Origin of the sequence: Rouxiella sp. S1S-2, assembly GCF_009208105.1 — a bacterium.
Taxonomy (GTDB): domain Bacteria; phylum Pseudomonadota; class Gammaproteobacteria; order Enterobacterales; family Enterobacteriaceae; genus Rouxiella.
This window is the reverse complement of record NZ_WFKL01000001.1, coordinates 2,747,161-2,773,723: the sequence shown is the minus strand read 5'-3', so window position 1 is coordinate 2,773,723 and position 26,563 is coordinate 2,747,161. Positions and strand designations below refer to the sequence as shown.

General features: G+C 53.3%; 23 protein-coding genes. 15 read left to right on the top strand and 8 right to left on the bottom strand.

The features are described 5' to 3' along the window. Positions 1 to 7: 7 nt before the first annotated feature. A complete protein-coding gene (locus GA565_RS12970) occupies positions 8 to 1,258 on the bottom strand; it encodes an extracellular solute-binding protein (protein ID WP_055772286.1) in 1,251 nt (416 codons plus the stop codon). A 260-nt stretch (positions 1,259 to 1,518) separates the two neighbouring features. Here GA565_RS12970 and GA565_RS12965 point away from each other — a divergent pair, with 260 nt between their 5' ends. Beyond that, the gene (locus tag GA565_RS12965; RefSeq protein WP_152198792.1) at positions 1,519 to 2,706 is read left to right on the top strand and encodes an ROK family transcriptional regulator; all 1,188 of its coding nucleotides are present in this window, start codon (positions 1,519 to 1,521) and stop codon (positions 2,704 to 2,706) included. 12 nt (positions 2,707 to 2,718) lie between these two features. Here the strand turns inward: GA565_RS12965 and kup are convergent, their stop codons facing one another. Then, on the bottom strand, positions 2,719 to 4,587 hold the full coding sequence (kup, locus tag GA565_RS12960; protein WP_152198791.1) for a low affinity potassium transporter Kup: 1,869 nt from the start codon (positions 4,585 to 4,587) through the stop codon (positions 2,719 to 2,721). A gap of 320 nt (positions 4,588 to 4,907) precedes the next feature. Here kup and guaD point away from each other — a divergent pair, with 320 nt between their 5' ends. The 7 genes from guaD (at position 4,908) to GA565_RS12925 (ending at position 14,042) form a co-directional block, all read left to right on the top strand. Then, positions 4,908 to 6,233: a guanine deaminase gene (gene guaD / locus GA565_RS12955; protein WP_152198790.1), complete on the top strand. Its 1,326-nt coding sequence runs from the start codon at positions 4,908 to 4,910 to the stop codon at positions 6,231 to 6,233. 105 nt (positions 6,234 to 6,338) lie between these two features. Beyond that, on the top strand, positions 6,339 to 6,965 hold the full coding sequence (locus GA565_RS12950; protein WP_152198789.1) for a TetR family transcriptional regulator C-terminal domain-containing protein: 627 nt from the start codon (positions 6,339 to 6,341) through the stop codon (positions 6,963 to 6,965). Between the two features lie 153 nt (positions 6,966 to 7,118). After that, complete coding sequence (gene xdhA, locus GA565_RS12945) at positions 7,119 to 8,576, top strand: xanthine dehydrogenase small subunit (RefSeq protein WP_152198788.1); 1,458 nt, start codon at positions 7,119 to 7,121, stop codon at positions 8,574 to 8,576. Further along, positions 8,569 to 10,941: a xanthine dehydrogenase molybdopterin binding subunit gene (xdhB, locus tag GA565_RS12940; RefSeq protein WP_152198787.1), complete on the top strand. Its 2,373-nt coding sequence runs from the start codon at positions 8,569 to 8,571 to the stop codon at positions 10,939 to 10,941. Before xdhA ends, xdhB begins: the two co-directional genes overlap by 8 nt. Continuing rightward, on the top strand, positions 10,920 to 11,693 hold the full coding sequence (xdhC, locus tag GA565_RS12935) for a xanthine dehydrogenase accessory protein XdhC (protein WP_152198786.1): 774 nt from the start codon (positions 10,920 to 10,922) through the stop codon (positions 11,691 to 11,693). Before xdhB ends, xdhC begins: the two co-directional genes overlap by 22 nt. A 108-nt stretch (positions 11,694 to 11,801) precedes the next feature. Further along, positions 11,802 to 12,554 (top strand): SDR family NAD(P)-dependent oxidoreductase, encoded by a 753-nt coding sequence (locus tag GA565_RS12930; protein WP_152198785.1) that lies wholly within the window; start codon positions 11,802 to 11,804, stop codon positions 12,552 to 12,554. A 111-nt stretch (positions 12,555 to 12,665) separates the two neighbouring features. Then, positions 12,666 to 14,042 carry an HdeD family acid-resistance protein gene (locus GA565_RS12925; RefSeq protein WP_152198784.1) on the top strand — a complete coding sequence of 459 codons (1,377 nt, stop codon included), beginning with the start codon at positions 12,666 to 12,668 and terminating at the stop codon, positions 14,040 to 14,042. Between the two features lie 17 nt (positions 14,043 to 14,059). On the opposite strand, the gene GA565_RS12920 is transcribed toward GA565_RS12925, so the two are convergent. The 3 genes from GA565_RS12920 to GA565_RS12910 all read right to left on the bottom strand — a co-directional run bounded on the left by GA565_RS12920 (position 14,060) and on the right by GA565_RS12910 (position 17,503). Continuing rightward, complete coding sequence (locus tag GA565_RS12920; RefSeq protein ID WP_152198783.1) at positions 14,060 to 15,715, bottom strand: iron ABC transporter permease; 1,656 nt, start codon at positions 15,713 to 15,715, stop codon at positions 14,060 to 14,062. A gap of 54 nt (positions 15,716 to 15,769) precedes the next feature. Next, a complete protein-coding gene (locus GA565_RS12915) occupies positions 15,770 to 16,702 on the bottom strand; it encodes an ABC transporter substrate-binding protein (RefSeq protein WP_226950963.1) in 933 nt (310 codons plus the stop codon). Positions 16,703 to 16,783: 81 nt separating this feature from the next. Continuing rightward, the gene (locus GA565_RS12910; protein ID WP_193311904.1) at positions 16,784 to 17,503 is read right to left on the bottom strand and encodes an ABC transporter ATP-binding protein; all 720 of its coding nucleotides are present in this window, start codon (positions 17,501 to 17,503) and stop codon (positions 16,784 to 16,786) included. 296 nt (positions 17,504 to 17,799) lie between these two features. Here GA565_RS12910 and GA565_RS12905 point away from each other — a divergent pair, with 296 nt between their 5' ends. Further along, positions 17,800 to 18,915, top strand: coding sequence for an FAD-binding oxidoreductase (locus tag GA565_RS12905; RefSeq protein ID WP_152198780.1), 1,116 nt, complete (start codon positions 17,800 to 17,802; stop codon positions 18,913 to 18,915). Next, complete coding sequence (locus tag GA565_RS12900; RefSeq protein ID WP_152198779.1) at positions 18,908 to 19,486, top strand: DNA-3-methyladenine glycosylase I; 579 nt, start codon at positions 18,908 to 18,910, stop codon at positions 19,484 to 19,486. The genes GA565_RS12905 and GA565_RS12900 overlap by 8 nt, the downstream gene beginning before the upstream one ends. Here the strand turns inward: GA565_RS12900 and GA565_RS12895 are convergent. Beyond that, entirely contained in the window at positions 19,476 to 20,201 is a 726-nt protein-coding gene (locus GA565_RS12895; RefSeq protein WP_152198778.1) for a sulfite exporter TauE/SafE family protein, read from the bottom strand. The genes GA565_RS12900 and GA565_RS12895 overlap by 11 nt on opposite strands. 119 nt (positions 20,202 to 20,320) lie before the next feature. Here GA565_RS12895 and GA565_RS12890 point away from each other — a divergent pair, with 119 nt between their 5' ends. Next, a complete protein-coding gene (locus GA565_RS12890) occupies positions 20,321 to 21,199 on the top strand; it encodes a LysR substrate-binding domain-containing protein (RefSeq protein ID WP_152198777.1) in 879 nt (292 codons plus the stop codon). Here the strand turns inward: GA565_RS12890 and GA565_RS12885 are convergent. Next, positions 21,184 to 22,155, bottom strand: a complete 972-nt coding sequence (locus GA565_RS12885) for a GlxA family transcriptional regulator (RefSeq protein WP_152198776.1) — start codon at positions 22,153 to 22,155, stop codon at positions 21,184 to 21,186. The two genes, GA565_RS12890 and GA565_RS12885, sit on opposite strands and share 16 nt — an antisense overlap. 120 nt (positions 22,156 to 22,275) lie before the next feature. On the opposite strand from GA565_RS12885, the gene GA565_RS12880 reads away from it, so the two are divergent. Continuing rightward, entirely contained in the window at positions 22,276 to 22,917 is a 642-nt protein-coding gene (locus GA565_RS12880; RefSeq protein ID WP_152198775.1) for an HD domain-containing protein, read from the top strand. Positions 22,918 to 22,944: 27 nt separating this feature from the next. Here the strand turns inward: GA565_RS12880 and yqfB are convergent, their stop codons facing one another. Then, positions 22,945 to 23,256, bottom strand: coding sequence for a N(4)-acetylcytidine aminohydrolase (gene yqfB, locus GA565_RS12875; RefSeq protein WP_152198774.1), 312 nt, complete (start codon positions 23,254 to 23,256; stop codon positions 22,945 to 22,947). A 155-nt stretch (positions 23,257 to 23,411) separates the two neighbouring features. Here yqfB and GA565_RS12870 point away from each other — a divergent pair, with 155 nt between their 5' ends. The 3 genes from GA565_RS12870 to GA565_RS12860 all read left to right on the top strand — a co-directional run bounded on the left by GA565_RS12870 (position 23,412) and on the right by GA565_RS12860 (position 26,440). Further along, complete coding sequence (locus GA565_RS12870) at positions 23,412 to 24,518, top strand: oxidoreductase (RefSeq protein WP_152198773.1); 1,107 nt, start codon at positions 23,412 to 23,414, stop codon at positions 24,516 to 24,518. Between the two features lie 162 nt (positions 24,519 to 24,680). Next, complete coding sequence (locus GA565_RS12865; protein WP_152198772.1) at positions 24,681 to 25,106, top strand: DUF2231 domain-containing protein; 426 nt, start codon at positions 24,681 to 24,683, stop codon at positions 25,104 to 25,106. A gap of 11 nt (positions 25,107 to 25,117) precedes the next feature. After that, positions 25,118 to 26,440, top strand: coding sequence for a sorbosone dehydrogenase family protein (locus GA565_RS12860; RefSeq protein WP_152198771.1), 1,323 nt, complete (start codon positions 25,118 to 25,120; stop codon positions 26,438 to 26,440). Positions 26,441 to 26,563: the final 123 nt, after the last annotated feature.

Below are 26,563 nucleotides of genomic sequence, written 5' to 3'. Positions count from 1 at the left end.
TCATTCCTTAACGTAAACGGTCTGCACTTTGGGTCGCGGCGGCCATCGCATCGGTAGCCGACGCTTTGCCCTGCAGAACGCTTTGCAGGTTTTGTTGCAGGATGGTCGAAAGCTGAGAGTAGGAAGGGGTGACCGGACGTGACAGCATCACGTTTAATGAGGTTTTGGCTGCTGCAATCAGAGGCTCCTGATCTTTCTGTACCGCTGGGTCATCATAGGAAGACTTCCAGATAGGCAGACTCAGCTTGGCGTATTTATCCTGCACCTGTTGAGACGTCATGTACGTGATGTATTCCCAGGCTTCATTGGCATGTGCGCTGGCTTTGGCAATGCCCAGACCCATCGAGCCATTAACGCCTGATGCACCGCCAGCGGTTGCGCCCGGAGCTGGCACCACGCCCACGTCACCGGCGACTTTGCTCTGCTTCGGATCATTAGCCATGTTGTACATATAGGTCCAGTTCAGGGCAAACGCCGCGTCGCCGTTAGAGAACGACTTGCGCACGTCCTCTTCAAGATATTCGCGTGAGTTAGGGTTGGTCAGGCCTTTATCCAGCGTCTCTTTCATATAATCCACGGCTTTCATTGCGCCAGAATTAGTGAAGTTAAGCTTGCCGCCCTGATAGAAATCGCCTTTGAACGCCGAAACCAGCGTGGTGTAATCGCAAATCAGCGCTTCGGACTGTGACCAGCTCCAGACCAGCGGATACTTCACGATATTTTTTTGCTTAAGAATTTCCGACTGCTGCTCAACTTCCTGCCAGGTTTTAGGTGGGGCAGTGATACCGGCTTTCGCCAGCATGGCTTTGTTGTAATAGAGGTATTTAGTGTCGAGGATCCACGGCATGCCCCAGCGTTTGTCTTTATAGGTCACGGTTGAGATCGCGCCGTCAAAGATTTTGCCGGCTTCGTCTTTGCTGATGCGGGAAGAAACGTCTTGCAGCAACCCAAACTTGGTGAATTCCGCAGGCCAGATGGCATCGAAAAGCACGACGTCATAACCTTTATCTCCGGCACCGCGTGCGGCGACAATTTTGTCGTGCAGCGCCTCGTAGGGCACAAACTCAAGATTTACTTTGATATCGGGATGCGCCTTGGTGAAGTCGGCGGTCATAGCGCGAATATCGCTTTCACTGTAGGCAGCCTGCGTCATAAAAAGAGCGCTAAGTGTAGTTTCTGCCAGTGCGTTTGCCGAGTAGCCAAAGGCGAGGGCAGAAAGCACACACAGGGTCGTGGCAGGGCGTAATCTCTTGATCATCATCTCTCTCCGGTTAGTGCTGGGTAGGTGTTAATTCATTAAATCAATTTGATTGCTTTAATAGAGGGCAAAAAAATGGACCCACTATCACCTAGAGCATCCGTGCACCATAAATCTCGTGCAGTACTACCTTTCACTAATAAGTAACATACTTTTAACAGTCGGCGCTGTGATGCCTGCTGCATTAATAAAATCAATTTGATTGCTTTAATCGCTAGCAGCATACTGCTTGCAAGCTTTCCCTTGGTGCATAGGCAGTTATGACAACTTCTGGTACTAATCTTGAACATGCTCGTGCGCATAATCGTCGCGTCGTCATTGAAGCCATTCGGCTTAATGGTGAACTTACGCGAGCAGAAATCGCACGTCTCACTTCTTTAACGCCGCAAACCGTATCCAATATCGCCACCGAGCTTGAGCAGGCAGGTATCTTGTCGTCTCATTTGCCCCGCCGCGGCGGAGGTAGAGGTCAACCGGCAACGCCGTTGACTCTCAACCCCGACAGCGCCTACTCGATTGGTATTCACCTAGACCATCAATCGTTGGTCGTGGTGCTGGTCGACTTAACCGGTAACGTGCGCTTTCGCCGCCTTGTTCTGGTGCAAAAACCGCAACCGGAACCGACGTTGCAATGCATCGAGCAGATACTGCAAGAAATGCGCCAAGACTTGGGTGGCGAGAATAATAAAATCGACTGGCGTAAGATGCTAGGCATCGGCATTGTGATGCCCGGCCCATTTGGGGTAGAGGGGCTTTCATCACTCGGGCCGACCACGTTGCACGGCTGGGATAATATTGACGTTGAGAGCAGACTGAGTGCGGCGACCGGTTGGCCGGTCACGCTTGAAAATGACGCGACGGTAGCGGCCATTGGTGAACGTTTTCACGGCGTGGCCAAACAGCTCAACTCGTTTGTTTATCTGTATATTGGAACAGGACTCGGCGCGGGGATTTTTACCGACGGCAGAATTTATACCGGCCATGCACACAATGCGGGCGAGATTGGTCATATGGTGGTGCAACCTGGCGGGCGTGCCTGCTATTGCGGCAATAACGGCTGTCTGGAACGTTATCTCTCACTGCAGGCGGCGTATGAAGGTTGTGGCCTCGACCCCGTCTCTGCGATGCCGGAAGACCTGTTGGCGGTAGACCCTGAGCTGTTTGACCAATGGCTGGACACGGTCATTGAGCCAACCTGCCAGGCTATTAACATTATGGAATGCGTATTTGACGCTGAGTGTGTGATCATCGGCGGCATGATGCCGCAGGAGCTGGTTGAGCGTTTGATGAAAAAACTGACGCCGCTTTACAGCTCGGTGCGCAGCCGCTATCCCTATGGAATGCGGCTGCGCATGGGCATGACCGGGATTGATACCCCGGCGCTCGGTGCGGCCGCGTTGCCCATTTTTGACGAGTTCAATCCGCAGTACGAAGTGCTATTGAAATAGGCGAGTAAGCCTTTAAATATCCATCTGCGTTCCCAGTTCGATCACCCGATTTGGCGGCACTTCAAACAGGTCAGGGGAACGCAGCGCATTTCGCGCCAGCGTCAGGAAAAGCATGCCGCGCACCCGATGGTGCCAGGGCCTTTTGCCTAAAATCAACGCCTCATGCGACATAAAGAACGAAGTTTGCATCATCAAACAGTTAAGTCCATCAACGGCGCAGCGCTGGAGGATCCCTTCCATATTCGGTTTCTCTCGCCAGCCATAACTTGCGACTACCCGCCAGAAAGTCGGTGAAAGCTGTTCAATTTCGACCCGTCGCACGTTGGCCACGTAAGGAACTTCTTCGGTACGAATAGTGAGCAGCACCACTCGCTCATGCAATATCTTGTTATGCTTCATATTATGCAGCAGCGCGGTGGGGATGACGTTGACCACGCGCGACAAGTAAACGGCAGTGCCCGGCACGCGAATCGGCGGGTTTTTCTCAAGCGAGGTGATCATCGCGCTTAACGAATTGCCGTGTTCCGCCATCTTGCGCAACACGTTAAAACGCTCGGTGCGCCAGGTGGTCATTACCACCAGGAAGGCGATACCGATACAAATTGGCAACCAACCGCCGGCAAATACCTTGATCAAATTGGCTGAAAACAGAGGAATATCAATGGCAAGCAGCAGTGCCAACAGTAACCCAACCGCCCAGCGATTCCAGTGCCAGTTATAAACCGCGACGAAGCAGAACAGCACTGAGGTCAGGGCCATCGTGCCGGTCACCACGATGCCATACGCGGCCGCGAGGTTGCTTGAGCTTTTGAAGCTGGCGATGACGATCAGCACCGCCAAATACAGCATCCAGTTAATGGCCGGAATATAAATCTGACCGGACTCTTTATCTGAGGTGTAAATAATGCGCATCGGCGGTAAATAACCCAACCGCACCGCGTGTCGCGTCAGAGAGAAAACGCCTGAAATCACCGCCTGCGAGGCAATCACGGTGGCAAACGCCGAAAGAATTAGCAGCGGAATTAATGCCCAATCGGGGGCGAGCAGGAAAAAAGGATTCTTGATGGCTTCGGGATGCTGCAACAGCAGGGCACCCTGACCAAAATAGTTCAGCACCAGCGAGGGCAGCACAATGCTGAACCAGGCGATGCGGATAGAAGGACGCGTAAAGTGCCCCATATCAGCATAAAGCGCTTCGGCACCGGTCACGGAAAGCACCGCCGCACCGAGGGCGAAAAATGAAATCAGCTTATACTGCACAAAAAAGTTAAACGCCCAATAGGGGTTTAGCGCCTTAAGAATTTCGGGATACTGCGCAATGCCACGCACGCCCATCACCGCCAGGGTAAGAAACCACAACAGCATAACGGGAGCAAAAAGCTTACCAATGCTGCCGGTGCCGTGTTTTTGAATCACAAACAGCCCGGTTAAAATGACCACCGACAGCGGCACAACGTAGGTTGAGAGGTTAGGTGCAATAATTTCCATCCCCTCAATCGCCGACATCACCGAAATGGCTGGCGTAATCACGCCGTCACCGTAAAAGAAGCTGCCGCCAATCAGCCCCATAATGACCACTATCGGCATATAGCGCGTGTCTATATTTCGCCCAGCCAGTGACATCAACGTTAAAATACCGCCTTCACCGGCGTCGTCGGCCCTGAGTACAAACAGCAAATACTTGATGGAGACCACACTGGTGAGCAGCCAAAAAATCAGGGAAAGAAAACCGAAAACGGATGCCTGACTGATGCCAATTCCCCACTCACCGGATAAACACTCGCGCAGCGTATAGAGCGGACTGGTGCCGATGTCACCATAAACGACGCCAATCGCCGTCAGCGTGACGATAGCCAAAGACTGTTTTTTATGTACGGTCATAACTTTCTCGAGGTTAAGACGTCCCTGACTTAATTAAAGCAACATTGCTCGTTGCTGGTGCAGTTCTGCACTCTACATATTCAAATTAATAAATGGGAAACGTTATAGGCATTATTTTAGCAGCTGCCTGAACTTACGTGTTGAGAATTATGTGTAATAAAATTTTTATATTCAATAAGTTATAACTAAAACCACCTGAACTGACCAATTGGTCAAACTAATGGCATAGCCCTTGCTTGAAAAAGACAGGACTATAACAAAACCAATTTCTTTAAAACTGCATGCCAGATCAAGAGTATTGCAATTAGACAGGTAAACCTATGAGCCAGACGATTACCCGCGCCATTCGTGGAAACTTTTTTGATTTCAGCCAGATAGTCGAGACCCCCGCCGAGGTCGAGAGCCAAGCCCGTTATATTGAAGACGGGATGATGTTCCTCAATAGTGGAAAAATCGTCTGGGTTGGCAGTCGTGAAGAGGGCGAGCGACGTCTGGCACAAAATCCGTCTGCAGTGCCTTTAGACGATTATCGCGACAAACTGATAATACCCGGTTTTATCGATACCCATATTCATTATCCACAAACTGAAATGATTGGCGCCTACGGTGAGCAACTGCTCGAGTGGTTGAGCAACTACACCTTTCCGACCGAAGCACAATATCACGATATAGACTACGCCAGACGCATGTCGGCATTCTTCATCGATCAGTTGCTTAACAACGGCACCACCACCGCAATGGTGTTTGGCACAGTACATCCGCAGTCGGTGGATGCGCTGTTCACCAAGGCGGCGGCGCTGAATATGCGTCTGATTGCCGGTAAGGTAATGATGGATAAAAATGCGCCGGAGTCAGTGCTCGAAACGCCAGAGCAGAGCGAACGCGACACCCGTACGCTGATTGAGCGTTGGCACAATCATAAACGGCTGAGCTACGCACTAACGCCGCGCTTTGTGCCAACCTCTTCGCCACAGCTGCTCGAAAAGGTGCGCGCTATTAAAGCGGACTATCCCGATATTTATCTGCAAACCCATCTCAGTGAAAATGCTGACGAAATTTCCTGGGTCAAGTCACTTTACCCCGAGCATCAGCGCTATCTCGATGTTTATCACCACTACAACCTTACCGGTTCGCGCTGCATTTTTGCTCACTGCCTGCATCTACACGAAGAAGAGTGGGACTGCCTCAGCGACACCGACTCGAGCATTGCTTTTTGTCCGACCTCAAACCTGTTCCTCGGCAGCGGCCTGTTTAACTTGCAGGCGTCGTGGCAGAAAAAAGTGCGTCTCGGCGTGGGGACCGACGTTGGGGCGGGGACCACGTTTAATATGCTGCAAACCCTGAGTGAGGCCTACAAAGTCGGTCAACTGCAAAAGTATCGTCTGTCGGCGTTTGAGGCGTTTTACCACGCCACGCTGGGCGGCGCTCGGGCGCTGCATCTTGATGATAAAATTGGCAACTTCGATGCCGGTAAAGAGGCGGATCTCGTGGTGCTGGACCCGGGGGCAACGGCTTTACAGCAGTTGCGCAGCGGCAACAGCAAAACGTTGGCCGAGAGGTTGTTTGTGCTGATGACGCTGGGTGATGACCGCAACATCTATCGCACACTGGTTGACGGCAAAGTGGTCTATCAGCGAGAAAAATAAAACCACTGTATAAATATCAGGGGTTGCCGAAATGGGTACCCTTGATAGCCAACCCGCTCAGATGAGTCAAAAATTCGCGCCATAAAGAGGCAGAGTGCACCAAATATGAACAGTGAAATCAGCACCAGTCGAGTCAGGGTAGCCCGTGAACGCACAATGGAAAGCATTCACGCGGCAGCCATCGCGGAATTCAGCGAAAAAGGATTTTTAGGCGCAACCACGCAAGCGATTGCGCAGCGAGCAGGAATGAAAAAAACTCAGCTTCACTATTATATTGCCGGTAAAGAGGAGCTTTATGAGGAGCTGCTGCAGAAGGTGTTAAGCGTTTGGGCCGAGATCATTCAGTTTGATGACAGTCTGGTAGAGCCCGAGGCGGTACTTGGCCGCTATATCCGCAACAAGATGAATTTCTCGTTTCGTCAGCCCGAGCTTTCGCGCATTTTTACCAGTGAAGTCCTCGGCGGCGGGCACCATTTGCACAAGTATTGGCCCAGCGCGATTGCCAATATCATCAATAAAGAAAACCTGATTAATCAGTGGATTGAACAAGGAAAAATCCGACCGCTCGATGCGCGACTGTTTATTATGAACATCTGGGCAGTGACCCAGTACTATGCCGATTTTGCGGTTCAGGTTAACCATATGTATCGCGATATCAGCAGCAGCGAAGAGAACCGTGAGCACATTATTAGTGAAGTCACGACGCTGATTCTGCGGGGTTGTGCACTCTAAGGGTGTTATTAATTGCGATTTGCATGAATTACCGCTCAAAGGTTGTTGGCATCAATATTGCTTTATTTAAAACATTAATTTGACCAGTTGTACAAATCGATTGGTTTGTTTGAAAGCAATTTTTGGCAGCAACAATGTGAGCAGGGTATGACTATGATCCAATTTTTATTAAATGACCATTTGCAACAAGAAGCCGCTCTGCCGCCAGACACGACGGTTTTGCAATATCTGCGCCGTGAAGCAGGCCGTTGTGGCACCAAAGAAGGCTGTGCCTCGGGTGACTGTGGTGCCTGCACGGTGGTTATTGCTGAGCCGCAGGGCGATGCACTGCGCTATACGCCGGTTAATGCCTGCCTGACGTTCATTTCAGCCTTGCAGGGCAAACAGTTAATTACTGTTGAAGACCTCAAGCATCAAGGGCAGTTGCACAACGTGCAGCAGGCAATGGCGGATAATCACGCCTCCCAGTGCGGCTTTTGTACGCCAGGATTTGTAATGTCGGTATTTGCACTGCAAAAAAACCTCTCGGCCGCCAAGCGCGGGGTCAAGCGTGAACATATTCTGCAGGCGCTTTCAGGCAATCTTTGCCGCTGTACCGGTTATCGACCGATTGTTGAAGCTGCATTTGAAGCCTGTGAGCGTCAACCTGTCGATCAGTTCGACCGGGCTGAGAAAGTCACTTTACAACGCCTGCAGGCCATTGCCCCCTCCGCGGGTCAAACGATTCGCCACCACGAAGACCTTAACCTGCTACCTTCTACCGTTGAGGAACTGGCGGCTGCCTATCTGGCAAACCCTGAGGCAAAACTGGTGGCCGGAGGGACTGATTTGGCACTTGAGATCACCCAGCGCCACCGGCGGCTGACGCAGCTTATTACGCTCAGCCATATTCCTGCGATGAAAACCGCCTTCATCGACGGCGAGCAGATTATTATCGGCGCCGCCGCAACGTTAAGTGATTGCATGGGGCTGCTCGAGAGCGAATTCCCAGATTTCGGTGCACTGCTTGAACGCTTTGCCTCGCAGCAGATCCGTAATCAAGGCACCTTCGGCGGTAATATTGCCAACGCTTCGCCTATTGGTGATGGCGGCCCCGTACTTCTGGCGCTGGGCGCCTCTTTGCGCCTGCGTCGCGGTTCTCAGCAGCGAACTCTGCCGCTGGCGCAGTTTTATCAGGGTTATAAGCAGACGGCACTGCAAGCGGGAGAGTTTATTGAACAAATCCTTATTCCCCGCGTCGAGGCCGATTCAACACGCACGCTGAAAGTGTATAAGGTGTCCAAACGCCTGGATGACGATATTTCGGCTGTGTGCGGCGCGTTTCATATTGAGGTTAATCACGGTGTAGTGACTCACGCATTTATCGCCTACGGCGGCATGGCTGCAGTGGCCAAAAGGGCAGAGCACTGTGAAAAACTGCTGATCGGTCAACCGTGGCAGGCCGCCACCGTGGAGCGTGCCTGTCAGGCGCTGACTCATGACTATCAGCCGATCAGTGACTTCCGCGCCAGTCAAGAGTACCGCATGCAGGTGGCAAAAAATCTGCTGCGCCGCTGCCTGATTGAAACCACTTCAACCGATACGCTGATGCGGGTGACACAATATGTCTAAATTACCCTCAGTTGCTTCACAGGCAGAGATGGCCGCACTGTTTCGCGCCGGTTTGTCCAGCGGTGCGGGCAAAAGCATGAAACACGAAAGCGCCGATAAACACGTCAGCGGCGAAGCCATATATATTGACGACAGGCTCGAGTTCCCCAACCAGTTACACCTGGCTCCACGCATCAGCGACGTGGCACACGCCGAGATTTTACGTATCGATGTAGAGCCTTGCTATACCATTCCCGGCGTGGTGAGAGTGATCACCGCGGCCGACGTACCGGGTGAGTTGGACATTGCACCGCTGACGCACGGCGATCCGCTGCTGGCTAAAGACCGCATCGAATATTACGGCCAGGTGATTCTGGTCGTTGCGGCAAATACCCAGGAAGCAGCACGGCAGGCGGCAGCGGCGGCGGTGATTGAGTATCGTGAACTCGACGCCGTACTCAGCGTGAAACAGGCGCTTGCCGAGCAATTCTTCGTTGAAGAGCCGCATCAGCACAAGCGTGGTGACTCTGCCGCGGCGCTGGCTGCGGCACAAAACCGGCTTCAGGGAGAGCTGGAAATTGGCGGTCAGGAACACTTTTATCTTGAAACGCAGATAGCTTCAGTAATGCCAGGCGAAGATGGAGCAATGCTGGTCTACAGCTCGACCCAACATCCAACCGAAGTGCAGAAACTGGTGGCCTCGGTGTTAGGCCTGCCGATGCACAAAGTGGTGGTGGACATGCGGCGGATGGGCGGGGGTTTTGGCGGCAAAGAGACGCAGGCAGCGGGCACGGCCTGTTTGGCGGCGCTGGCGGCACATCTCACCGGCAGGCCGGTTAAAATGCGCCTGTCTCGACAGGACGACATGATGATCACCGGTAAGCGTCATCCGTTTTATGTCACTTATGACGTCGGCTACTCCGCACAGGGCCAGATCCGCGGCATTGAGATAAAACTTGCGGGAAATTGCGGCTATTCGCTTGATTTATCAGGTTCGATTATCGACCGCGCCATGTTCCATGCCGATAATGCCTACTATTTGGGGGATGCGACCATAACGGGCTATCGCTGCAAAACGCACACTGCTTCAAACACTGCCTACCGCGGATTTGGCGGGCCGCAGGGTATGGTGGCCATCGAGCACATAATTGACCATATTGCCCGTGAGCTTGGCCTCGACCCGTTATGGGTGCGCAAAATCAACTACTACGGCACCGAAGACCGCAATATCACGCATTATTTTCAGACGGTTGAGCAAAATTTACTGCATGAGATGACCGCCAGTCTGGAAGAGAGTGCTGACTATGCGGCCCGTCGTGAGGCGGTTAAACAGTTTAACCTGCACAGTCCATACCTCAAGAAAGGACTCGCGCTGACGCCGGTCAAATTTGGGATTTCGTTTACCGCCAGCTTCCTTAATCAGGCCGGTGCGCTGGTGCTGGTGTATACCGACGGCAGTATTCAGCTCAACCACGGCGGCACAGAAATGGGGCAAGGACTGAACACTAAAGTCGCTCAGGTGGTGGCCGAGGTATTTCAGGTACCGCTTTCAACCATTCAGATCACTGCCACAGACACCGGAAAAGTGCCCAACACGTCGCCAACGGCCGCCTCATCAGGGGCTGACTTAAACGGCAAAGCGGCGCAAAACGCGGCCGAAATTATCAAGGGACGATTAATTGAGATGCTAAAGCGCCTCCACGACGCTAGTACGGCGGAGGTTAGTTTCAGCAACGGTCAAGTACGGGTAAAAGATCAGTATTTCAGCTTTCAGCAGGTGGTGCAGCAGGCATGGCTTAATCAGGTTCCGCTCTCAAGCACCGGTTTCTACAAAACGCCAAAGATTTTCTATGACCGCAGCAAGGCCGCTGGGCATCCTTTTTACTATTTCTCCTACGGCGCGGCCTGCTCCGAGGTGTTAATAGATACGCTAACCGGCGAATATCGGCTGCTGCGTGCCGATATTCTGCACGACGTGGGGGATTCGCTAAATCCGGCCATCGACATCGGTCAGGTTGAAGGCGGTTTTGTGCAGGGCATGGGCTGGTTAACCACGGAAGAGCTGGTGTGGAACGGCAAAGGGCGATTAGAAACCAGCGGGCCTGCGAGCTATAAAATTCCGGCGATTGCCGACGTGCCGCAGGACCTCAGAGTCAAGTTGGTCGAAAATCGCAAAAATCCCGAGGACACCGTTTTTCATTCCAAGGCCGTGGGTGAGCCGCCGTTTATGTTAGGCATTTCGGTGTGGTCTGCCATCAAAGACGCCATCGCCAGCGTGGCTGATTATCGAATCCATCCCCAGCTTGACGCGCCGGCTACGCCAGAGCGCGTATTGCGCGGCGTCACGTTATTGCAGGAGGCGCTATGCGCACCGACGATTGGATAATCCAGCTCAGCCAACTGCAGCAACGTAGAGAGTCCTGCGTAATGATAACCCTGATTGAGCATCAGGGTTCTACGCCGCGCAACAGCGGATGCAAAATGTTGGTCACCGCCGAAGGGCAGTATTTCACCCTCGGTGGGGGAAACCTCGAGTTTCAGGCCTCGGCCATCGCCCGCGAAATGTTAAGCAACGGCGCACAGGAGAGCCGCGTGGAGCGATTCAATCTGGGTGCGCGTCTCGGACAATGCTGCGGCGGTGTTGCCACCGTGCTGTTTGAGCCGCTGTGCCAGCAGCAGCCACAGGTAGTCGTTTACGGCGCCGGTCACGTAGGCCGCGCCCTGATTAGTATTCTGTCGATGCTGCCGTGCCGTATTACTTGGATTGACTCGCGGGCCTGCGAATTTCCTGAGCACGTAGACCCGCAAATTACCTGTATTGTTGACGAAAGTCCGGCAGAAACCGTGCAGCAGATGGCCGCCAACAGCTATTTTATGGTGTTAACCCACGACCACCAGCTGGATCTGGCGCTAAGTGAGAAGATCCTCAAGCGCAACGATTTTAACTATTTTGGCCTGATCGGCTCTGAAACCAAGCGAAAAAGGTTTGATTATCGACTGCAAGGTAAAGGAATTAGCGAAGACGCATTGGCAAAAATGCGTTGTCCCGTGGGGCTTCCAGATGTAAAAGGCAAACTCCCGGCTGAGATTGCTGTGGCGATCGCCGGTGAGTTTATCGCCGCCTATTCCGGCTTTTGAAATAGTAGCAATGGACTTATAAACATGTAATATGGACTTTGCACCATATTCAGTCCTCTCTGGCTGGTTTATCTTGGATTTATCGAAACCCACAGAGAGGACAACAACATGACTGAACATAAACGCATTGCCCTGATTACCGGCGCTAACCAAGGCGTTGGCCTGCAAGTCGCCAAAGAACTGGCGGCACAGGGCATCACCGTATTACTTGGCTCAAGAAACCTCGAACGCGGTGAGACCGCAGCAAAAGAGATCGGTGCTATAGCCTTGCAGATCGACGTAACAGAGGGTGCGTCTATTGCCGCCGCCGCTGACCGAATTCGCCGTGAATTCGGTCGCCTGGACCTGCTGGTCAATAACGCCGCTATTTCGAAGCATGGGAGAGAGAATGTCGACTTCGAAAACTTCGCCAGTATCAACAGCGCCAGCAATGTTTCAATCGATGAGGTCCGCGCCATTTGGGAGACCAACGTCTTCGGAGTGCTCAGTGTATATCAGGCAATGCTGCCGCTTTTGCGCCTCTCTTGCGATGCTCGCATAGTCAATGTTTCCAGCGGCGTGGGGTCTTTAGCATTAAACGCCGATCCAAGTTTCCCCTATCGCAATATTTACAGCCCAGGTTATTCCGCCTCTAAAACGGCACTTAACGGCATCACGCTGGCGATGATGATTGAACTTGAGGAGGAGGGCATCAAAGTTAATCTGGTCTCTCCTGGTTTTACCAAAACGGCGCTGAACAATTTTCAGGGTACCGCAACCATTGAAGACGGCTCCCGTGAAGTGGTGCGCGTCGCCTTGCTCGGTCCAGACGGCCCCAGCGGCACCTTCACCCGCTGGGACAGCACCACCATTCCCTGGTAATTGACTCAAAACGCCGCCAAAAGAACCACTCTTACCCGCCTTTTCCGTTTGATTAAAAGATAAACACCTGTTTAATTAGTAACAGACCTTCTTGATAATCAGGCGAAAAAAATGGCTCGACTTGTTTTACTGCTGCTTGGCGTTGACTATTTACGAGACCGCTGGCGTAGCATAATGGCGATGGGCGTTTTATGGTGGGTCAGCGGCATTGCCATTTTTGTCGATGGACTCGATAACGCGATCAGTTTCCCGATCGACTTCTTTGCCTGGCTGTTGATGATCGACGGTTTCTTTACCCTCACCGTTGCCTGGGCCGGCGTGGGCGGGCAAAAGACCCTACGCTATGTGAAAGGAGTGGTCGTGGTGCTGTGCGCGGGGCTCATTCTTGCCGGTCATCATCACGGTCATTTTATTCTGTCGATGCTGTTTGGCTTTTTGTTTCTGGCCGACGGGCTGCTGCAGCTCACTTCAGCGTGGGTTGTGCGCTACCGCCGTTGGCGAGCAGCCGCGATTGGCGGCATGGTTGAAATTCTGCTTGCGGTGTTTTTTTTCCAACCTTATCCCACCAACTACATTGGCACGCTGCCGTATTTCCTGGGATTATTTCTGTTTTTCGCCGGTCTTAACTTTTTGCGCATTGCCATGAGCGTGCGAAAAATGACCGTCAATCCAGCGTTTATTGCCGTCGGAAACCCACTTATCGGCTCTAAACTGCCGCCTAAAATCGATAATGAAAACTCTTTCACCAACGACAGCGCATCAACCTCGGTCAAGGCGTTGACGGTCCACATCTGGACGCCAACCGGCAGTTCGAAAGCGCCGGCTCGCGGTCAGATGATTGTCGGGCGTTATATCGCTGCCGTGGATATCAACGGGGTCATATCTACCGGACATTCTGCACTTGAATCCCCGGAAGGCATTTATATCAGCCTCTATCCCAAAGATGAGATTGACCGTTCCAGCAGTTCGTTTGCCAGCCTGCTGCGCGCCACGCCGGAAAATAACGTAGCGGGCCGCTTTTTGCCGGACTACAAAACTGAGGCAAAAGAGTGGTGTGCCTCAACCGTGCAGGTGATGATTAAAAATTATAATGCTGAAAAATTGAATCAGTTTTGGCAGCGTTATCAAAAGGATTCAACCTATAATTTGACCTATCGCAACTGCTCAAGCACAGTTGCGCGCGCGCTGGATGCGGCCATTGAGGGCGCGGTGGCGCGTTCGATGGGCAACGGGCCGCTGGTGATGCTACTTCTGCTGTTGACACCCGAACTGTGGGTTGCATCGCAAATAAGAATGCGAGCGCTGACCATGGCCTGGACGCCGGGCCTGACGCTAGACTATGCCAGAGCGCTGAGCATGCTGGTCGACCCGCGTCAAGTTTCGTGGTTTCGCCTGGCGAGACACGCCTTTAATCGCATCAAGCTGCTCAGAAAGGAGTGGCGACATGACGATCGCGCGGCTAAAAGTTCCACTTCGGCGCCCGAATAGCGGCTATTTCACGGCACCTAATGCACCTGTCGGTTCTGCAACCTTACTGCAAACAGCATGACTGTCAGCGTTAATATCACGGCCAGACTGGCCATTGCCATGCCGTCGCCAACCGAACCCTGCTCAAACTGCCGCCAGACAAACACCGACACCGTTTGCACCCCAGCAGGAGCCAACAGCAGCGAAGTCACCAGCTCACGTGAGGCAACGGCAAACACCATCATCATCGCCGCCAGCAGACTTGGCCAAACCAGTGGCAGCATAATCAGCCTCAGCGCCTGCGCCGCACTGGCACCATGGACTCTGGCGGCCGCGTCAAGATTTTCGCCAATCTGCTTGATGGCTGCACTGACGTAGCGTACCGGATACGGCAACAACAGGCAGCAGTAGGCAAGCAGTAAAATTCCCCAAGTATTGTAAGGCGTTATCGGCCAGAAGCTGCGGTTCCAGGCCAAAATCAGCCCTACGCCAACCACAATGCCCGGCAGCGCGGCAGGAAACAGCGACAGTGCATCAATGCAGGCGGCAAAGCGCACCCGCTGAGCCACAACCAACCATGCTGCCAGCAATCCTACAATGCCAACGATTAATGCGGTAAATAGCGCCAAACTGAGGCTGGTGCCCAACGCCCCCAAGGCGTCACCTTGAACGTCGAACAGCGCCTCGAAATGGCGCAGGGTAAAATTGCCCACCGAAAGTCCACCTGAAAGCGTGCGGGTAAAAGCGGTGGCCAACATCGATGCCAGAGGCAAAGCAACCGCCACCGTAGTCACCATAACAAACAATGCAATAACCGGATAATGCCCGCGCCCCAAGGATTTAGGCACGGCGTCCGTCGGCTTACCCGAGGTGGTTTCAACGTTTCTTGCACCGATGATTGCCCGCTGTACGCAGTAGGCACAGCAGGCGATCGCCACCAGTATCACTGAAAGCCCCGCCGCGCCCGGCATGTCGATTGGCCAATCCGCCAACCGCTGTTCTATACCGGTTGTCAGCACCTCAATGCCGCTGCGTGTGCCCAGTGCAGCCGGTACGCCGTACTCTTCAATCGCCAATGTAAAAGCCAGCAGCAGGCTTGAGGCCATCGATGGCAGGGCAAGCGGCAGCGTGATGCGAATAAATGCCCGCCAAGGCCCGGCACCGTGCACTCTTGCCACGTCCGCAAGCCGACTTCCGCTGGCCGCCATACTGCGCGAAACGGCAAAATAGACCACTGGGAATACGTTAAGCGTCATGACAAACACCATACCCGACAGCGAAAACAGAAAGTTGTTAAGATCAATCCCTAGCAGCTGCTGCACATAGCCGCGCGACTGCAGCGCCAGCATCCACGACAGCGCTGCAAGATAAGGCGGAAACAAAAAAGGGATCAGAAACAGCGCGTCCCAAAGACGGGCATAGGGCAAAACAAACAGGCCACGTAGGGTGCCCAATGGGATACCTATCAGCGCACTAGACAGTGCCACACCGAGTCCCAGTTTAACGGTTCCACCGAGCAGAGAGGAAAATTGTGGGTCGGTAAACAGCCTGACAAAGGCGCTAAACGGTGAGCTGAAACGGCCCGCATCGAGATGCGGAAATAGGGCCTGCAGCAGCACAAAAGTCACGGGAACGGCAACCAATAGCAGCAGTGCGCCGCCAGTAAACACCGGCAGCAGCGAATTTTTGTTCATAGAGGCTCCAGACACCGGCGAATTTCTTCGCCGGTTACATCAATCGGATCAGGCCTAGTTGGCCGCAAAAAGGGTGGCGAATTTATCCAGTACCTGCTTACGGTCTGAGGAGCCGACAGCATCGGCGGGCAAAACTTTTAGCGATTTGAAAAGAGGGCGCTTGGCATCCACATCGTCGCGTGCGGGCATCAGCCAAGCGTCGGCCACCAGTTTTTGCCCCTCGGGCGAGAGCACATAGTCAATAAAGGCTTTCGCCTGTGCTGGCTCTTTAGTGCTTTTGAGGATCATCATCGGGCGTGGCGCAATCACCGTGCCGCTGGAGGGAAAGATAACCTTGATGGCCTCACCGGCCTCGACGCTGTTATAAGCGACATAGTCAACCGCACCAAACACTGCCGCTTTGGCACCCTGTAGCACTGGCGTCAAGGCCTGCGCATTGGGTCCGGCAATAATTGCCCCGTTGGCTTTTAAGTCGCCAAATAGCTTCCACGCCTGCTCACCGTGCGCATTTTGCAGCCCTTCAAGTAGGTCCAGCGACGCGCCTGACAGTGAGGGATCAGGCGTGGTCACCTTGTCTTTAAACGATGGTTGCGCCAGGTCCTGCCAGTCTTTCGGCTCCGGCGTGCCGCTTTTGGTATTCCAGACTATCCCCAGTGCCGATATGCCCTGTGCGACGTAATAAGCTGATTTGAACTGCGTGGGAACGTGCTCAGCATTCGGGCTTTCATAAGCCAGCAGCCAGTCACGTTTTTCGAGGCTGGTCGCCGTGTCCCACGAGGCCGAAATCAGCACGTCAGCCTGCGGGTTGGCCTGTTCGGCGTCCAGTCGGGCCATTACTTTACCGGTGGTCGCCTGAAAAATATCGACTTTAACACCGGTTTGTTTTTCATAGCCCGCCGCCAGCTTTTTAGCCAGAGAACCGGGACCCGCAGTATAGACAGTCAGCGCCTGCGCGCTGCCGGTTGCCAGTGCAAAAGAGAGAGTCATTGCCGTCAATAAACCTGTTTTAAGTGAAATGGAGTGTCGAGATTTGTTATTCAATATGCGCATTTTTTAATCCACCAGAAGTTATGCAACAAAGGGAGAAACACGAGAAATATCGAGCCAGTCGATGCGCTTAATCGCGCCGCTTTCCATACGGGCAATGCCGTGGGCCAGCGCCTTGGCTTCATGCGGGTCGTGGGTGACATACACCGCCGTGGTGCCTAACTGACGTAGAAGGACCGCCATTTCTTCACACAGGCTTTCGCGCAGGTTGCGGTCAAGGTTGGAGAGAGGCTCATCGAATAACAGAATCTGCGGCTCGGCGACAATGGCGCGGGCCAGGGCGACGCGCTGCTGCTGCCCGCCCGACAGCTCGCTTGGGCGTCGTGGCGCAAAGTCGGCCAACCCAACGCGGTCTAGCGCCTCAAGCGTGCGCCGTTGACGCTCACTCGCTTTCACACCGCGCATTTGCAGCGGAAAGGCCACGTTTTGCGCCACACTCAAGTGCGGCCACAGCGCATAGTCCTGAAACACCATGCCTAAATCGCGTTGCTCAGGCGGCAGGCTAAAACGGCCATCAACTACCTTATGTTCACCAAAAAAGAGCTGTCCGTCATCGGGATGCAACAGCCCGGCAAGCAGTTTCAGCAGGGTGCTCTTACCACAGCCGGAGGGGCCGAGCAGCGCCATGATGGTGCCTTTTGGCACGTCAAGGCACACGTCATTGAGAACGGGTGTCGTGGCAAAGTGATGGAATACGTGCTGTACGCGAATAGCGGCAGGTTGGGTTTTTTGAGGGCTCATTTGTTCTCCAGAGCGGAGCATTTTCCGCAGTGGCAGGCACAGGCGAGCACTACCGGCAAACAGGCAGGCTGATTCATGGGGACTATCCTCTTTGGGACTTATTGATGTGCAGTCACCCTAAAGGTGATTTATGACACCCAGATGACATGTGTGCTGCCTGCACCGGTGAGGATAAAAATGTTGCACCTCAACGCTCGCTTGGCTACTTTATTGATTAAGTTAACTATTCAAGATTTTCTTCAAACCGTTTATCCCGCACTGAGTCTGGTGCAGACCCGCAAAATTCTGGAGAACTGATGAAAATTATCGTAATTGGTGCAGGAATGGTCGGTACATCACTGACCTGGGAACTGACCCAGGCAGGGTTTGCCGTCACACTGCTGGAGGCGGGAGAAGCCGGTAAAGGCACCAGCGCTAATTCGTTCGCCTGGATAAACGCCCACAGCAAGCCGCCGGAAGGCTATCATCGTCTCAATGCCGCGGGCATGCAGGCACACCGCGACCTGGCTAGACGTTTTGGTCACGCATCATGGCTTAATTTAATCGGCGGTCTTGAATGGCGGGCGGCGAATGAGCAACAGGCGATGCGCGACAACGTTGATGAGTTGCAAAATTTTCACTATCCTGCCGAATGGATAAGCGCGGAGCAGTTGCAGCAACGTGAGCCTGCACTGCATCTCAATGGCAATGAAGGGGCGATTGGCTGGTTCCCTTCAGAAGGCTGGGTTGATACTCGCCAGTATATTCAACAGCTGCTGCAGGCCAGTGCAGAAGAAGGGGCCAAGATTGTTACCGGCAGCAAAGTGGTTGAAATCAGCCAGGTGGGTGACACTGTCACGGGTGTTAAAACCGCTGACGGCACATTACATAAGGCAGATTTAACCATTAATGCCAGCGGTCGCTGGTCAGACAAAGCGCCCTATGCCAATCCACTGGCGACCCCGCTTGCGCCAACCACCGGTATTCTGATCCGCGTGCCTGCCGATGTTGTGCCGGTCAGCCACGTGTTGGCTACGCCGCTGTTTCATTGTCGACCAGACGGAGAAGGCGTTACGCTGCTTTGTCCGAATGAAGGGGTGTATGACATCGATGAATCTACGCCTCAGTCACGGGTTAATGAATTGGCCGCCGATATTATCAGTAAAGCCGCGGCCATCTGGCCGAAACTTGCAGCGTTGAAACCGGCGCATTATCAAGCGCGTATGGGGATTCGTGCGCTTCCTGCTGACGGGTATCCTATTGTTGGCCCGACGCCTGGAATAACAGGATATTACACTGTAGTCACTCACAGTGGTGTGACGCTGTCACCTCTTTTGGCGCGTCTGGTGACGCAGGAGATTCAGGGCCAGCCGGTGGCAGAGCTGAAAGCCTATCGCCCGCAGCGCTTTTTAAAGGATTCAATTGATGACTGAGCCGGTACGCTGTCCGTGGACCAAAAACGATGCACTGATGCAACATTACCACGACCGCGAATGGGGCGTTCCGGTGTACGATAGCCGCGCACTGTGGGAAAAACTGATGCTCGATGGCTTTCAGGCAGGGCTGTCGTGGCGTACCATTCTCAACCGGCGCGACGGATTCAGAAAAGCCTTTTGCGGCTTTGATCCGCAGAAAGTTGCCGTCTTCAATGAGGACGATATCGAACGGTTGGTGACTAATCCGGAGATCATTCGCTCGCGCCAAAAAATTAAGGCAGTGATCAATAACGCTCGCGCCTATTTACGCATGCAGGCAGCGGGCGAAGACTTCTCGCAGTGGATTTGGGCCTGGGTGGGGGGGAAACCTATTCAGCATGTGGGTCCGGTTCCAACGCGCAGCGAACTGTCGGAGGAAATATCCGAACAGTTGAAGAAACGCGGCTTCAGCTTTGTCGGACCGGTGATTGTTTATGCCTGGATGGAGGCGACCGGCATTATCAATAGCCACCATCCAGACTGCTTCCGTCGTCATATTCTTGCAGCCGACACCTCAACTACGCAGTAATACCGTCCCATACCATCGAGATGCCCGCAGCCACCATCATTGCTGAAACTAAAAGGTGAAATAGGCGGGTAGGCATGCGGGAAACCAGCCCTTTACTCAGATAGATGCCGCTGATTTGCGACGCGCCCACGAATAACCCGCACAGGATAACCGACAGCGGCAGGGCACCAATGGCCCCAAAAGTCGAAGTCTTGGTGACGAAAACGATAAACGATGCCGCTGATTCTGTGGCGATCAGCCCCTGTTTCACCAGCCCGTAGCCTGAGAAGATAGGCACTGTCATTGGCCCGGTTGAAAATACCATGCCGGTGAGAAATCCAACCACCAGTCCACAGCTCGCCAACTGCCAGGTATTGAGCCGTAAATTATGCTTACGCGACCAGTACATCAGTGGCACCAGCAGCAGGAAGAAGATGCCGATACACAGGTCCGAGATTTTTTCCGGCATGCGCCACAGCGTATTGGCCCCCAACACGGCACCTGGAATAGCCAACGCGGAGTAGGTAAAACAGGCACGCCAGTTAATCTCTTTTCGCCAAATTATCACCCGCGATAAATTGCTCATAATAGACGCCACCGCCATGATGGGCACCGCCACCTGCGGCCCAAACTTCCACGATAAAATCGGCAATAGAATGATCGAGCCACCCGTGCCGATAATCCCACTGACGAAACCTGCGAAGGCGCCTAGAAAAACAATGGCCAGATAAATCATGATATTTTTCTCCTGCTATGTGATTTTTTATGCTGACTTATTCTTTGCATGCCAATTTACTCGGTGATTTAATCGCAGTTAATCGAGTTCTTCGGATGAACAAAGTGAGGAAAATTCACATGGCAAGAAGGCTACCTCCGTTAAATTCACTGCGGGCGTTTGAAGCCGCAGGTCGTCTTGGCCTGATTAAGCAAGGTGCGGAGGAGTTAAACGTGACACACGGTGCCGTCAGCAGACAGGTGCAACAGCTTGAGGAGTGGTTGGGCGTGGCGCTGTTCGAGGGCTCAAAACATGCACCAAGGCTCGCTGAAACAGGCCAAACACTGTTACCTGCCTTAACCGCCGCCTTCGACCAAATGGAAGCCGCCATCGGTCAGATTGCTGACAGCGATGAAGGCGCGCTGGACGTGTCTTGTCCCGGTACCTTTACTATGCGCTGGCTTATTCCGCGTCTGCATCATTTTCAGGCCGCGCATCCCGGCATTCACGTACGGCTCAACTCTTCTGGCACCTCGTCTGACCCGATTGGCAACAACGTTGATGTCGCGGTTCGCGTGGGGAAAGCCCCTTGGCCGCCTGGCGTTGACGTTATTGAGTTGTTCAACGAAAAGTTCGGACCTGTTCACGCGCCGTCTATCTCACTGAGTAACGGTTCCGCACTGCTGCATACCGTATCGAGACGCAGTGCATGGGCCGACTGGCGGCGGCTGGCAAACGACAATCCACGCGGCAGTGACGCGGGCGAGTTTGAACATTTCTATTTTATGCTCGAGGCCGCCATTGCCGGTCTGGGGGTGGCCATTGCACCTTGGCCACTGGTGGCAGATGACGTGAAGACAGGACGATTACAGGCCCCCAGCGGATTTATCGAAAGTGGGTTGAGTTACGTAGCCCTGCGTAGGCAAAAACCGAATCGCAAAGCCGATATTTTCTGCCGTTGGCTTCAGGCCGTCGCCGTGGAGTACGCCGACAGTCCGCTTTCTCAGGTTCCCACTTGATGATGATAATATTTGCGGTACTGCGCCGGACTGGTTTTAAGCTGTCGATGAAAAGCACGGCGCAGGATATCAATACTCGAATAGCCGCACCTGTCGGCGATTTGCTTGGGAGAAAGTTCGGATGACTCCAGCAGAAAACGCGCCTGGTTAATTCGCTCCTGCTCCAGCCATTCACCCGGCGTCAGGCCAATCTCCTGCGTAAAAAGACGTGAAAGGTGGCGAGGACTGACCCCCATGTGTTCTGCCATCGACTGCACTGACAGCGGCTGGGTTAAATTGGCGATAACCCAGCGTTGTAAATCTTGCAACGCGGAACGGCCACTTAACGACGTACGTCCTGAACGGCTGAACTGCATTTGTCCGCCCGGACGTTTAAAGAACATCACCAGCCGTGCGGCGACCAACATCGCCACGTCGCGCCCAAAATCCTCCTCCACCATCATCAACGCCAGATCCAGACCCGAGGTGACGCCAGCGGCGGTTCTAAGGGGACCTTCGGCAATATAAATCGCGTCGGCGTCAACCTGTATCTGCGGAAAACGGCGAGCAAAATCTTCGGCTACTGACCAATGAGTGGTGACGCGATGACCATCGAGCAGGCCCGTAGCAGCCAGAAGCAGGGCGCCGGTGCACACCGAACCATAGCGACGGCTGTTTGAGGCACGCTGGCCAATGACCTCAAGCAGCGATTGGGAAGGGGAAAACTGCGCAATGTCTGGCGCACCTGCCACAAGAAAGGTATCGACTGATTCATCACAGTTATCGTCAAGAAGACGTTCAGCCAGTAAACAAATTCCGGATGAGGTAACAATCTTTAACTGCTCCAGCGCCAGCACCTCAAGCTGATACACCTTGCGACCTAATTGCTGATTCACTTCGGCAAAAACGTCCAATGGCCCTGAAACGTCGAGCAACTGAACGCCGGGAATGGCTAAAATCTGCACGCGCTTGATCATTCTTGTGCTCCGGTGGCTGAGGGCGTCATTATGTCTGATATCGTCATGTTAATACTATTGAGGACTCGACGCCCGCGTTTTATTCTGGCTGTACACACACTGACACAGGCAGAACAGACTATGACTCTCAACATTAACGGCATTCGTATTCCCGACAGTAAAATGGCGCGTGAGGCCACCGAACTGGTGCGTGATACTGAATCAGAGCTGCTGTTTAATCACTCAAGCCGCGTATATTACTGGGGCGCGCTGGCGGGAAAACAGCGTGGATTGGCGGTCGACAGCGAGCTGCTGTACATCGGCTGTATGTTTCACGACATGGGCCTGACGCACGACCACTGCAGCTGTGATAAACGTTTTGAAGTTGACGGAGCGAATGCGGCGCGCGAGTTTTTACGCCACCACGCCGTAAGTCAGGCGGATATCGATAAAGTGTGGACCGCCATTGCGCTGCATACCACGCCGGGGATCCCGGAGTTTATGGACCCGGTTATTGCGCTGGTTACGGCGGGGGTGGAGATGGACGTGCTGGGCATTAACTATCAAGGCTACGACGACGAGCAGCGCGAAGCCGTGGTAGCCGCGCATCCGCGTACCCCGCAGTTTAAAGAAGATATCATTAATGCTTTTTATGACGGCGTGAAAGGCAAACCTCATACCACCTTTGGGAATGTGAAGGCTGACGTTATTGCCGATAAACAGCCGGGATTCGATAAAGGTAACTTCTGCTCGATTATTCGCGGCTCTCGCTGGGCTTCATAAGTTAACAAACCCAAGGCGTGGAAGATTTCACGCCTTGCAGAGCATAAATTCAATCATGTAAAGCTCAACGATCCCGGGATAAATTTCAGCGATCGTTGCTTTCAGCTGTTCCAGAGTCATGTTTTCCTGCCTGGCGTGCTCGTCGTTTAGCTGATGATAGTTAACCGGCATAACTGAATTGACCTTGATATGGCAGAAAAACTGATTGTCCTCATAGCGCGCCACGCTAACGATGTCTCCCGTCGCATAGTCTGCATCGCTTTTATCCCGCAGCGTTATTGTTTTACGCCCGGCAACAATGTCTGACTCAAAGCGACTGTAAAAAGTGATCTTCTTCATTAAATTCTCTGTCATTCCGCGGATAGGCACGGGCCATTCTAGCGGATTGGAACCCATGAGCGAATAAGGTTATGCCAAAAAGTTATTATCCATCTGGATGGCTAGATGTAGGATGTTGATAGTCGATAAATAACGTATAAATCAAAGGTTCTTCAATGAGCGATACTGATATTCGCGTGGTGACTGGCCCCGCAAACTATTTTTCATTCCCCGGTGCAATCGAACGTATTAAAAACTTTTACACGGCGGAGCAGTTGCAAAACGCACTGTGGATTTATGGCGAACGTGCACTTGCGGCTGCTCGCGATTTTCTTCCGTCCGAGTTTGGTCATGCTCAGGCTAAACATGCGTTGTTTAAGGCGCACTGTAGCGAAAGCGAGGTTCAACGCATTGTGGATATCGCCGCTGACGATCGCCAGATGGTCATTGGCATTGGCGGCGGCGCGGTGCTGGACACGGCTAAGGTGGTTGCGCGTCGTTTAGGCCTAAACGTGGTGGCTATTCCGACCATTGCCGCCACCTGTGCGGCCTGGACACCGCTTTCAGTGTGGTACAGCGATGAGGGCACCGCACTGCATTATGAAATTTTTAATGATGCGAATCATCTGGTGCTGGTGGAGCCGACAATAATTCTTCACGCACCGAAGGCCTATCTGCTGGCCGGTATTGGTGACACGCTGGCAAAGTGGTACGAGGCGGTGGTTCTCTGTCCGCAGCCGGAAGCCGTTCCATTAACCGCACAGTTGGGTCTCAATACGGCCTTAACCATCCGCGACGTGTTACTTAATGAAAGTGAGATTGCGCTACAGGCGCAGGCTGAGAAAAAGCTGACCAAGCCGTTAATTAATGTGATCGACGCGATTATTGCCGGCGGCGGGCTGGTGGGCGGTCTGGGAGAACGTTACACCCGCATCGCAGCGGCCCATTCAGTGCACAACGGTCTTACCGCGTTACCGCAAACCGATGCTTACCTGCACGGTACCAAAGTCGCCTACGGCATTCTGGTGCAAAGCGCGCTTCTAGAGCAGTTTGAGGTTGTTGACCAGCTGATTGCGCTGTATCAACGCTTGGATTTGCCGGTCAGCCTGGCTGAACTCGAGGTTGATATTCACGATGCATCGCAGATTGAACGCCTGGTCGCGCGTACGCTGAAATCCACAGAGTCTATCCATTTACTGCCAAACTCCCCGAGTGAAGAATCGCTGCGTACGGCACTGGAATATGTCGAGAAACGAAGCTCCCTGAAAGGGAGGGTAAGTTAAAAAAATCACCCTTAGCCGGTTTTTTCTGGCCCAGCCCAATTCGCTTTTTTTTATATCCGCACACATAAATTCATAAACTTTACTAATCTTTCACAAGTATAGCCAGCGGTGCCTGCCAGCAAACGGCATCGCTGATACTCAGTTTTCATAAGGAGCTTGTGAATGACCTCTCTACGATCCTCAAGACATTCTGCATTGGCCGTCGGCGTTTTTGCCTTACTTGATCCGTTGCCGATTGGCTTTTTCACCGCCGCGTGGATCTTCGATATTATTTATATTTACAGCACAGAAATCGCCTGGACTCAGGCCGCGAGCTGGCTGATCGTTATCGGCCTTTTTTTAGCCATTATCCCTCGGCTGATCAATCTGGTACAGGTATGGGTTGGTAGCGCTTACCCGCAAACTTCGCCGATTAAGCTGCACTTTTGGGCCAACGCGCTGGCAATCGTACTGTCGATTTTCAACGCCTTCATTCACAGCCGTGACGCCTTCGCCGTAGTGCCCGCTGGGGTCACACTGTCTACGCTGGTTGTCGTCCTACTGCTGCTGGCCAATCTGCAACTCGCGCTGCGCGACCGCACGGCTTAAGGAGAAGCGTTATGAAAAAACTTTATGCACTTTCCGCGCTGGCGGTCACATTGCCGCTGCTGCTTGTTGGCTGTGACGACTCGGCAAAAATATCCCCCGAACAGCAAATTGGCAGCGACCCGGTATTGCCCGCCGCTAAAAACTTCCTGCTGCCTCCGATGCAAGTTCCCAGTGGCACGGCCTGGAAAAGCGGTGAAATGCCGAAGGTCGCCGAGGGTTTAAAAATTGAAAAAGTCGCCGATGGATTTATGCATCCGCGGCAGATAACTGTGCTGCCCAACGGCGACGTTTTAGTGGTGGAAGCCAACAGCCCGCCCGGCGTTACCAGTAAACCGAAAGAGTTAATCATGGGCATGGTGCAAAAAGCCTCGGGCAAGGGCGGCCCTGGCGGCAACCGCATCACACTGTTGAGAAACGCCAGCGGTGACGGCAAAACCTGGGAAAAACATATTTTCCTCGAAAATCTGCATTCGCCGTTTGGCGTGCAGCTGATTGGCAATGAGCTTTACGTCGCCAATGCCGACAGTCTGATGAAATATCACTACCAAAGCGGTGAAACAAAAATCACCGATCCAGGCACACAGTTGACCGACCTGCCAGGCGGGCCAATTAACCATCACTGGACCAAATCACTGCTCGCCAGCCCCGACGGCAGCAAGCTTTACGTGGGGGTAGGGTCGAACAGTAATATTACTGAAAACGGCATTGGGGCGGAGTATCGACGTGCCGACGTGCTTGAGGTTGACGTCGCGACTGGCGCAAGCCGTATTTATGCCAGCGGACTGCGCAACCCGACCGGCCTGCAGTGGGAGCCGCAGTCTGGCAAGCTTTGGGCCGTGGTAAACGAACGTGACGAAATCGGCGCTGACTTGGTGCCAGACTATATGACCTCAGTGCAGGAGCACGCGTTTTACGGCTGGCCGTACAGTTATTACGGCCAGCACGTTGACCAACGCGTGCGTCCTCAGCGCCCAGACTGGGTCGCAAAGGCCATAAAACCTGACTATGCGCTGAGTTCACACGTTGCGCCGCTCGGACTGTGGTTTTACACCGGCGATAATTTACCGGTCGAATATCGCGGCGGGGCGTTTATCAGTGAGCACGGCAGTTGGAACCGTAAACCGTTAAACGGCTATCAGGTGGTGTATGTAGCCTTCAAGGACGGCAAGCCAGTCGGTCAGCCAAAACCAGTGGTGACCGGATTTCTCACCGACGACCAGAAACAGGTTCGCGGTCTGCCGGTCGGGCTGGCGATGGACAAGCAGGGCGGCCTGCTGATTGCTGACGACGCCGGTAATACCGTTTGGCGAGTAACCGCCGCGCAAAACCAGTAACACTGTCTTTGCGATATCCTCATGCCTGCCGACTGACATCAGTGGCAGGCATTTTTTCATTACCGACTTCCCACCAATGACATTTATTCAAACAATCTCTCCATTATTAGTGCTTCAATTTTA

Coding starts and splice junctions, on each gene's coding strand:
- GA565_RS12970 (WP_055772286.1), bottom strand. CDS start 1,258: ATGATCAAGAGATTACGCCCTGCCACGACCCTGTGTGTGCTTTCTGCC.
- GA565_RS12965 (WP_152198792.1), top strand. CDS start 1,519: ATGACAACTTCTGGTACTAATCTTGAACATGCTCGTGCGCATAATCGT.
- kup (WP_152198791.1), bottom strand. CDS start 4,587: ATGACCGTACATAAAAAACAGTCTTTGGCTATCGTCACGCTGACGGCG.
- guaD (WP_152198790.1), top strand. CDS start 4,908: ATGAGCCAGACGATTACCCGCGCCATTCGTGGAAACTTTTTTGATTTC.
- GA565_RS12950 (WP_152198789.1), top strand. CDS start 6,339: ATGAACAGTGAAATCAGCACCAGTCGAGTCAGGGTAGCCCGTGAACGC.
- xdhA (WP_152198788.1), top strand. CDS start 7,119: ATGATCCAATTTTTATTAAATGACCATTTGCAACAAGAAGCCGCTCTG.
- xdhB (WP_152198787.1), top strand. CDS start 8,569: ATGTCTAAATTACCCTCAGTTGCTTCACAGGCAGAGATGGCCGCACTG.
- xdhC (WP_152198786.1), top strand. CDS start 10,920: ATGCGCACCGACGATTGGATAATCCAGCTCAGCCAACTGCAGCAACGT.
- GA565_RS12930 (WP_152198785.1), top strand. CDS start 11,802: ATGACTGAACATAAACGCATTGCCCTGATTACCGGCGCTAACCAAGGC.
- GA565_RS12925 (WP_152198784.1), top strand. CDS start 12,666: ATGGCTCGACTTGTTTTACTGCTGCTTGGCGTTGACTATTTACGAGAC.
- GA565_RS12920 (WP_152198783.1), bottom strand. CDS start 15,715: ATGAACAAAAATTCGCTGCTGCCGGTGTTTACTGGCGGCGCACTGCTG.
- GA565_RS12915 (WP_226950963.1), bottom strand. CDS start 16,702: ATGACTCTCTCTTTTGCACTGGCAACCGGCAGCGCGCAGGCGCTGACT.
- GA565_RS12910 (WP_193311904.1), bottom strand. CDS start 17,503: ATGAGCCCTCAAAAAACCCAACCTGCCGCTATTCGCGTACAGCACGTA.
- GA565_RS12905 (WP_152198780.1), top strand. CDS start 17,800: ATGAAAATTATCGTAATTGGTGCAGGAATGGTCGGTACATCACTGACC.
- GA565_RS12900 (WP_152198779.1), top strand. CDS start 18,908: ATGACTGAGCCGGTACGCTGTCCGTGGACCAAAAACGATGCACTGATG.
- GA565_RS12895 (WP_152198778.1), bottom strand. CDS start 20,201: ATGATTTATCTGGCCATTGTTTTTCTAGGCGCCTTCGCAGGTTTCGTC.
- GA565_RS12890 (WP_152198777.1), top strand. CDS start 20,321: ATGGCAAGAAGGCTACCTCCGTTAAATTCACTGCGGGCGTTTGAAGCC.
- GA565_RS12885 (WP_152198776.1), bottom strand. CDS start 22,155: ATGATCAAGCGCGTGCAGATTTTAGCCATTCCCGGCGTTCAGTTGCTC.
- GA565_RS12880 (WP_152198775.1), top strand. CDS start 22,276: ATGACTCTCAACATTAACGGCATTCGTATTCCCGACAGTAAAATGGCG.
- yqfB (WP_152198774.1), bottom strand. CDS start 23,256: ATGAAGAAGATCACTTTTTACAGTCGCTTTGAGTCAGACATTGTTGCC.
- GA565_RS12870 (WP_152198773.1), top strand. CDS start 23,412: ATGAGCGATACTGATATTCGCGTGGTGACTGGCCCCGCAAACTATTTT.
- GA565_RS12865 (WP_152198772.1), top strand. CDS start 24,681: ATGACCTCTCTACGATCCTCAAGACATTCTGCATTGGCCGTCGGCGTT.
- GA565_RS12860 (WP_152198771.1), top strand. CDS start 25,118: ATGAAAAAACTTTATGCACTTTCCGCGCTGGCGGTCACATTGCCGCTG.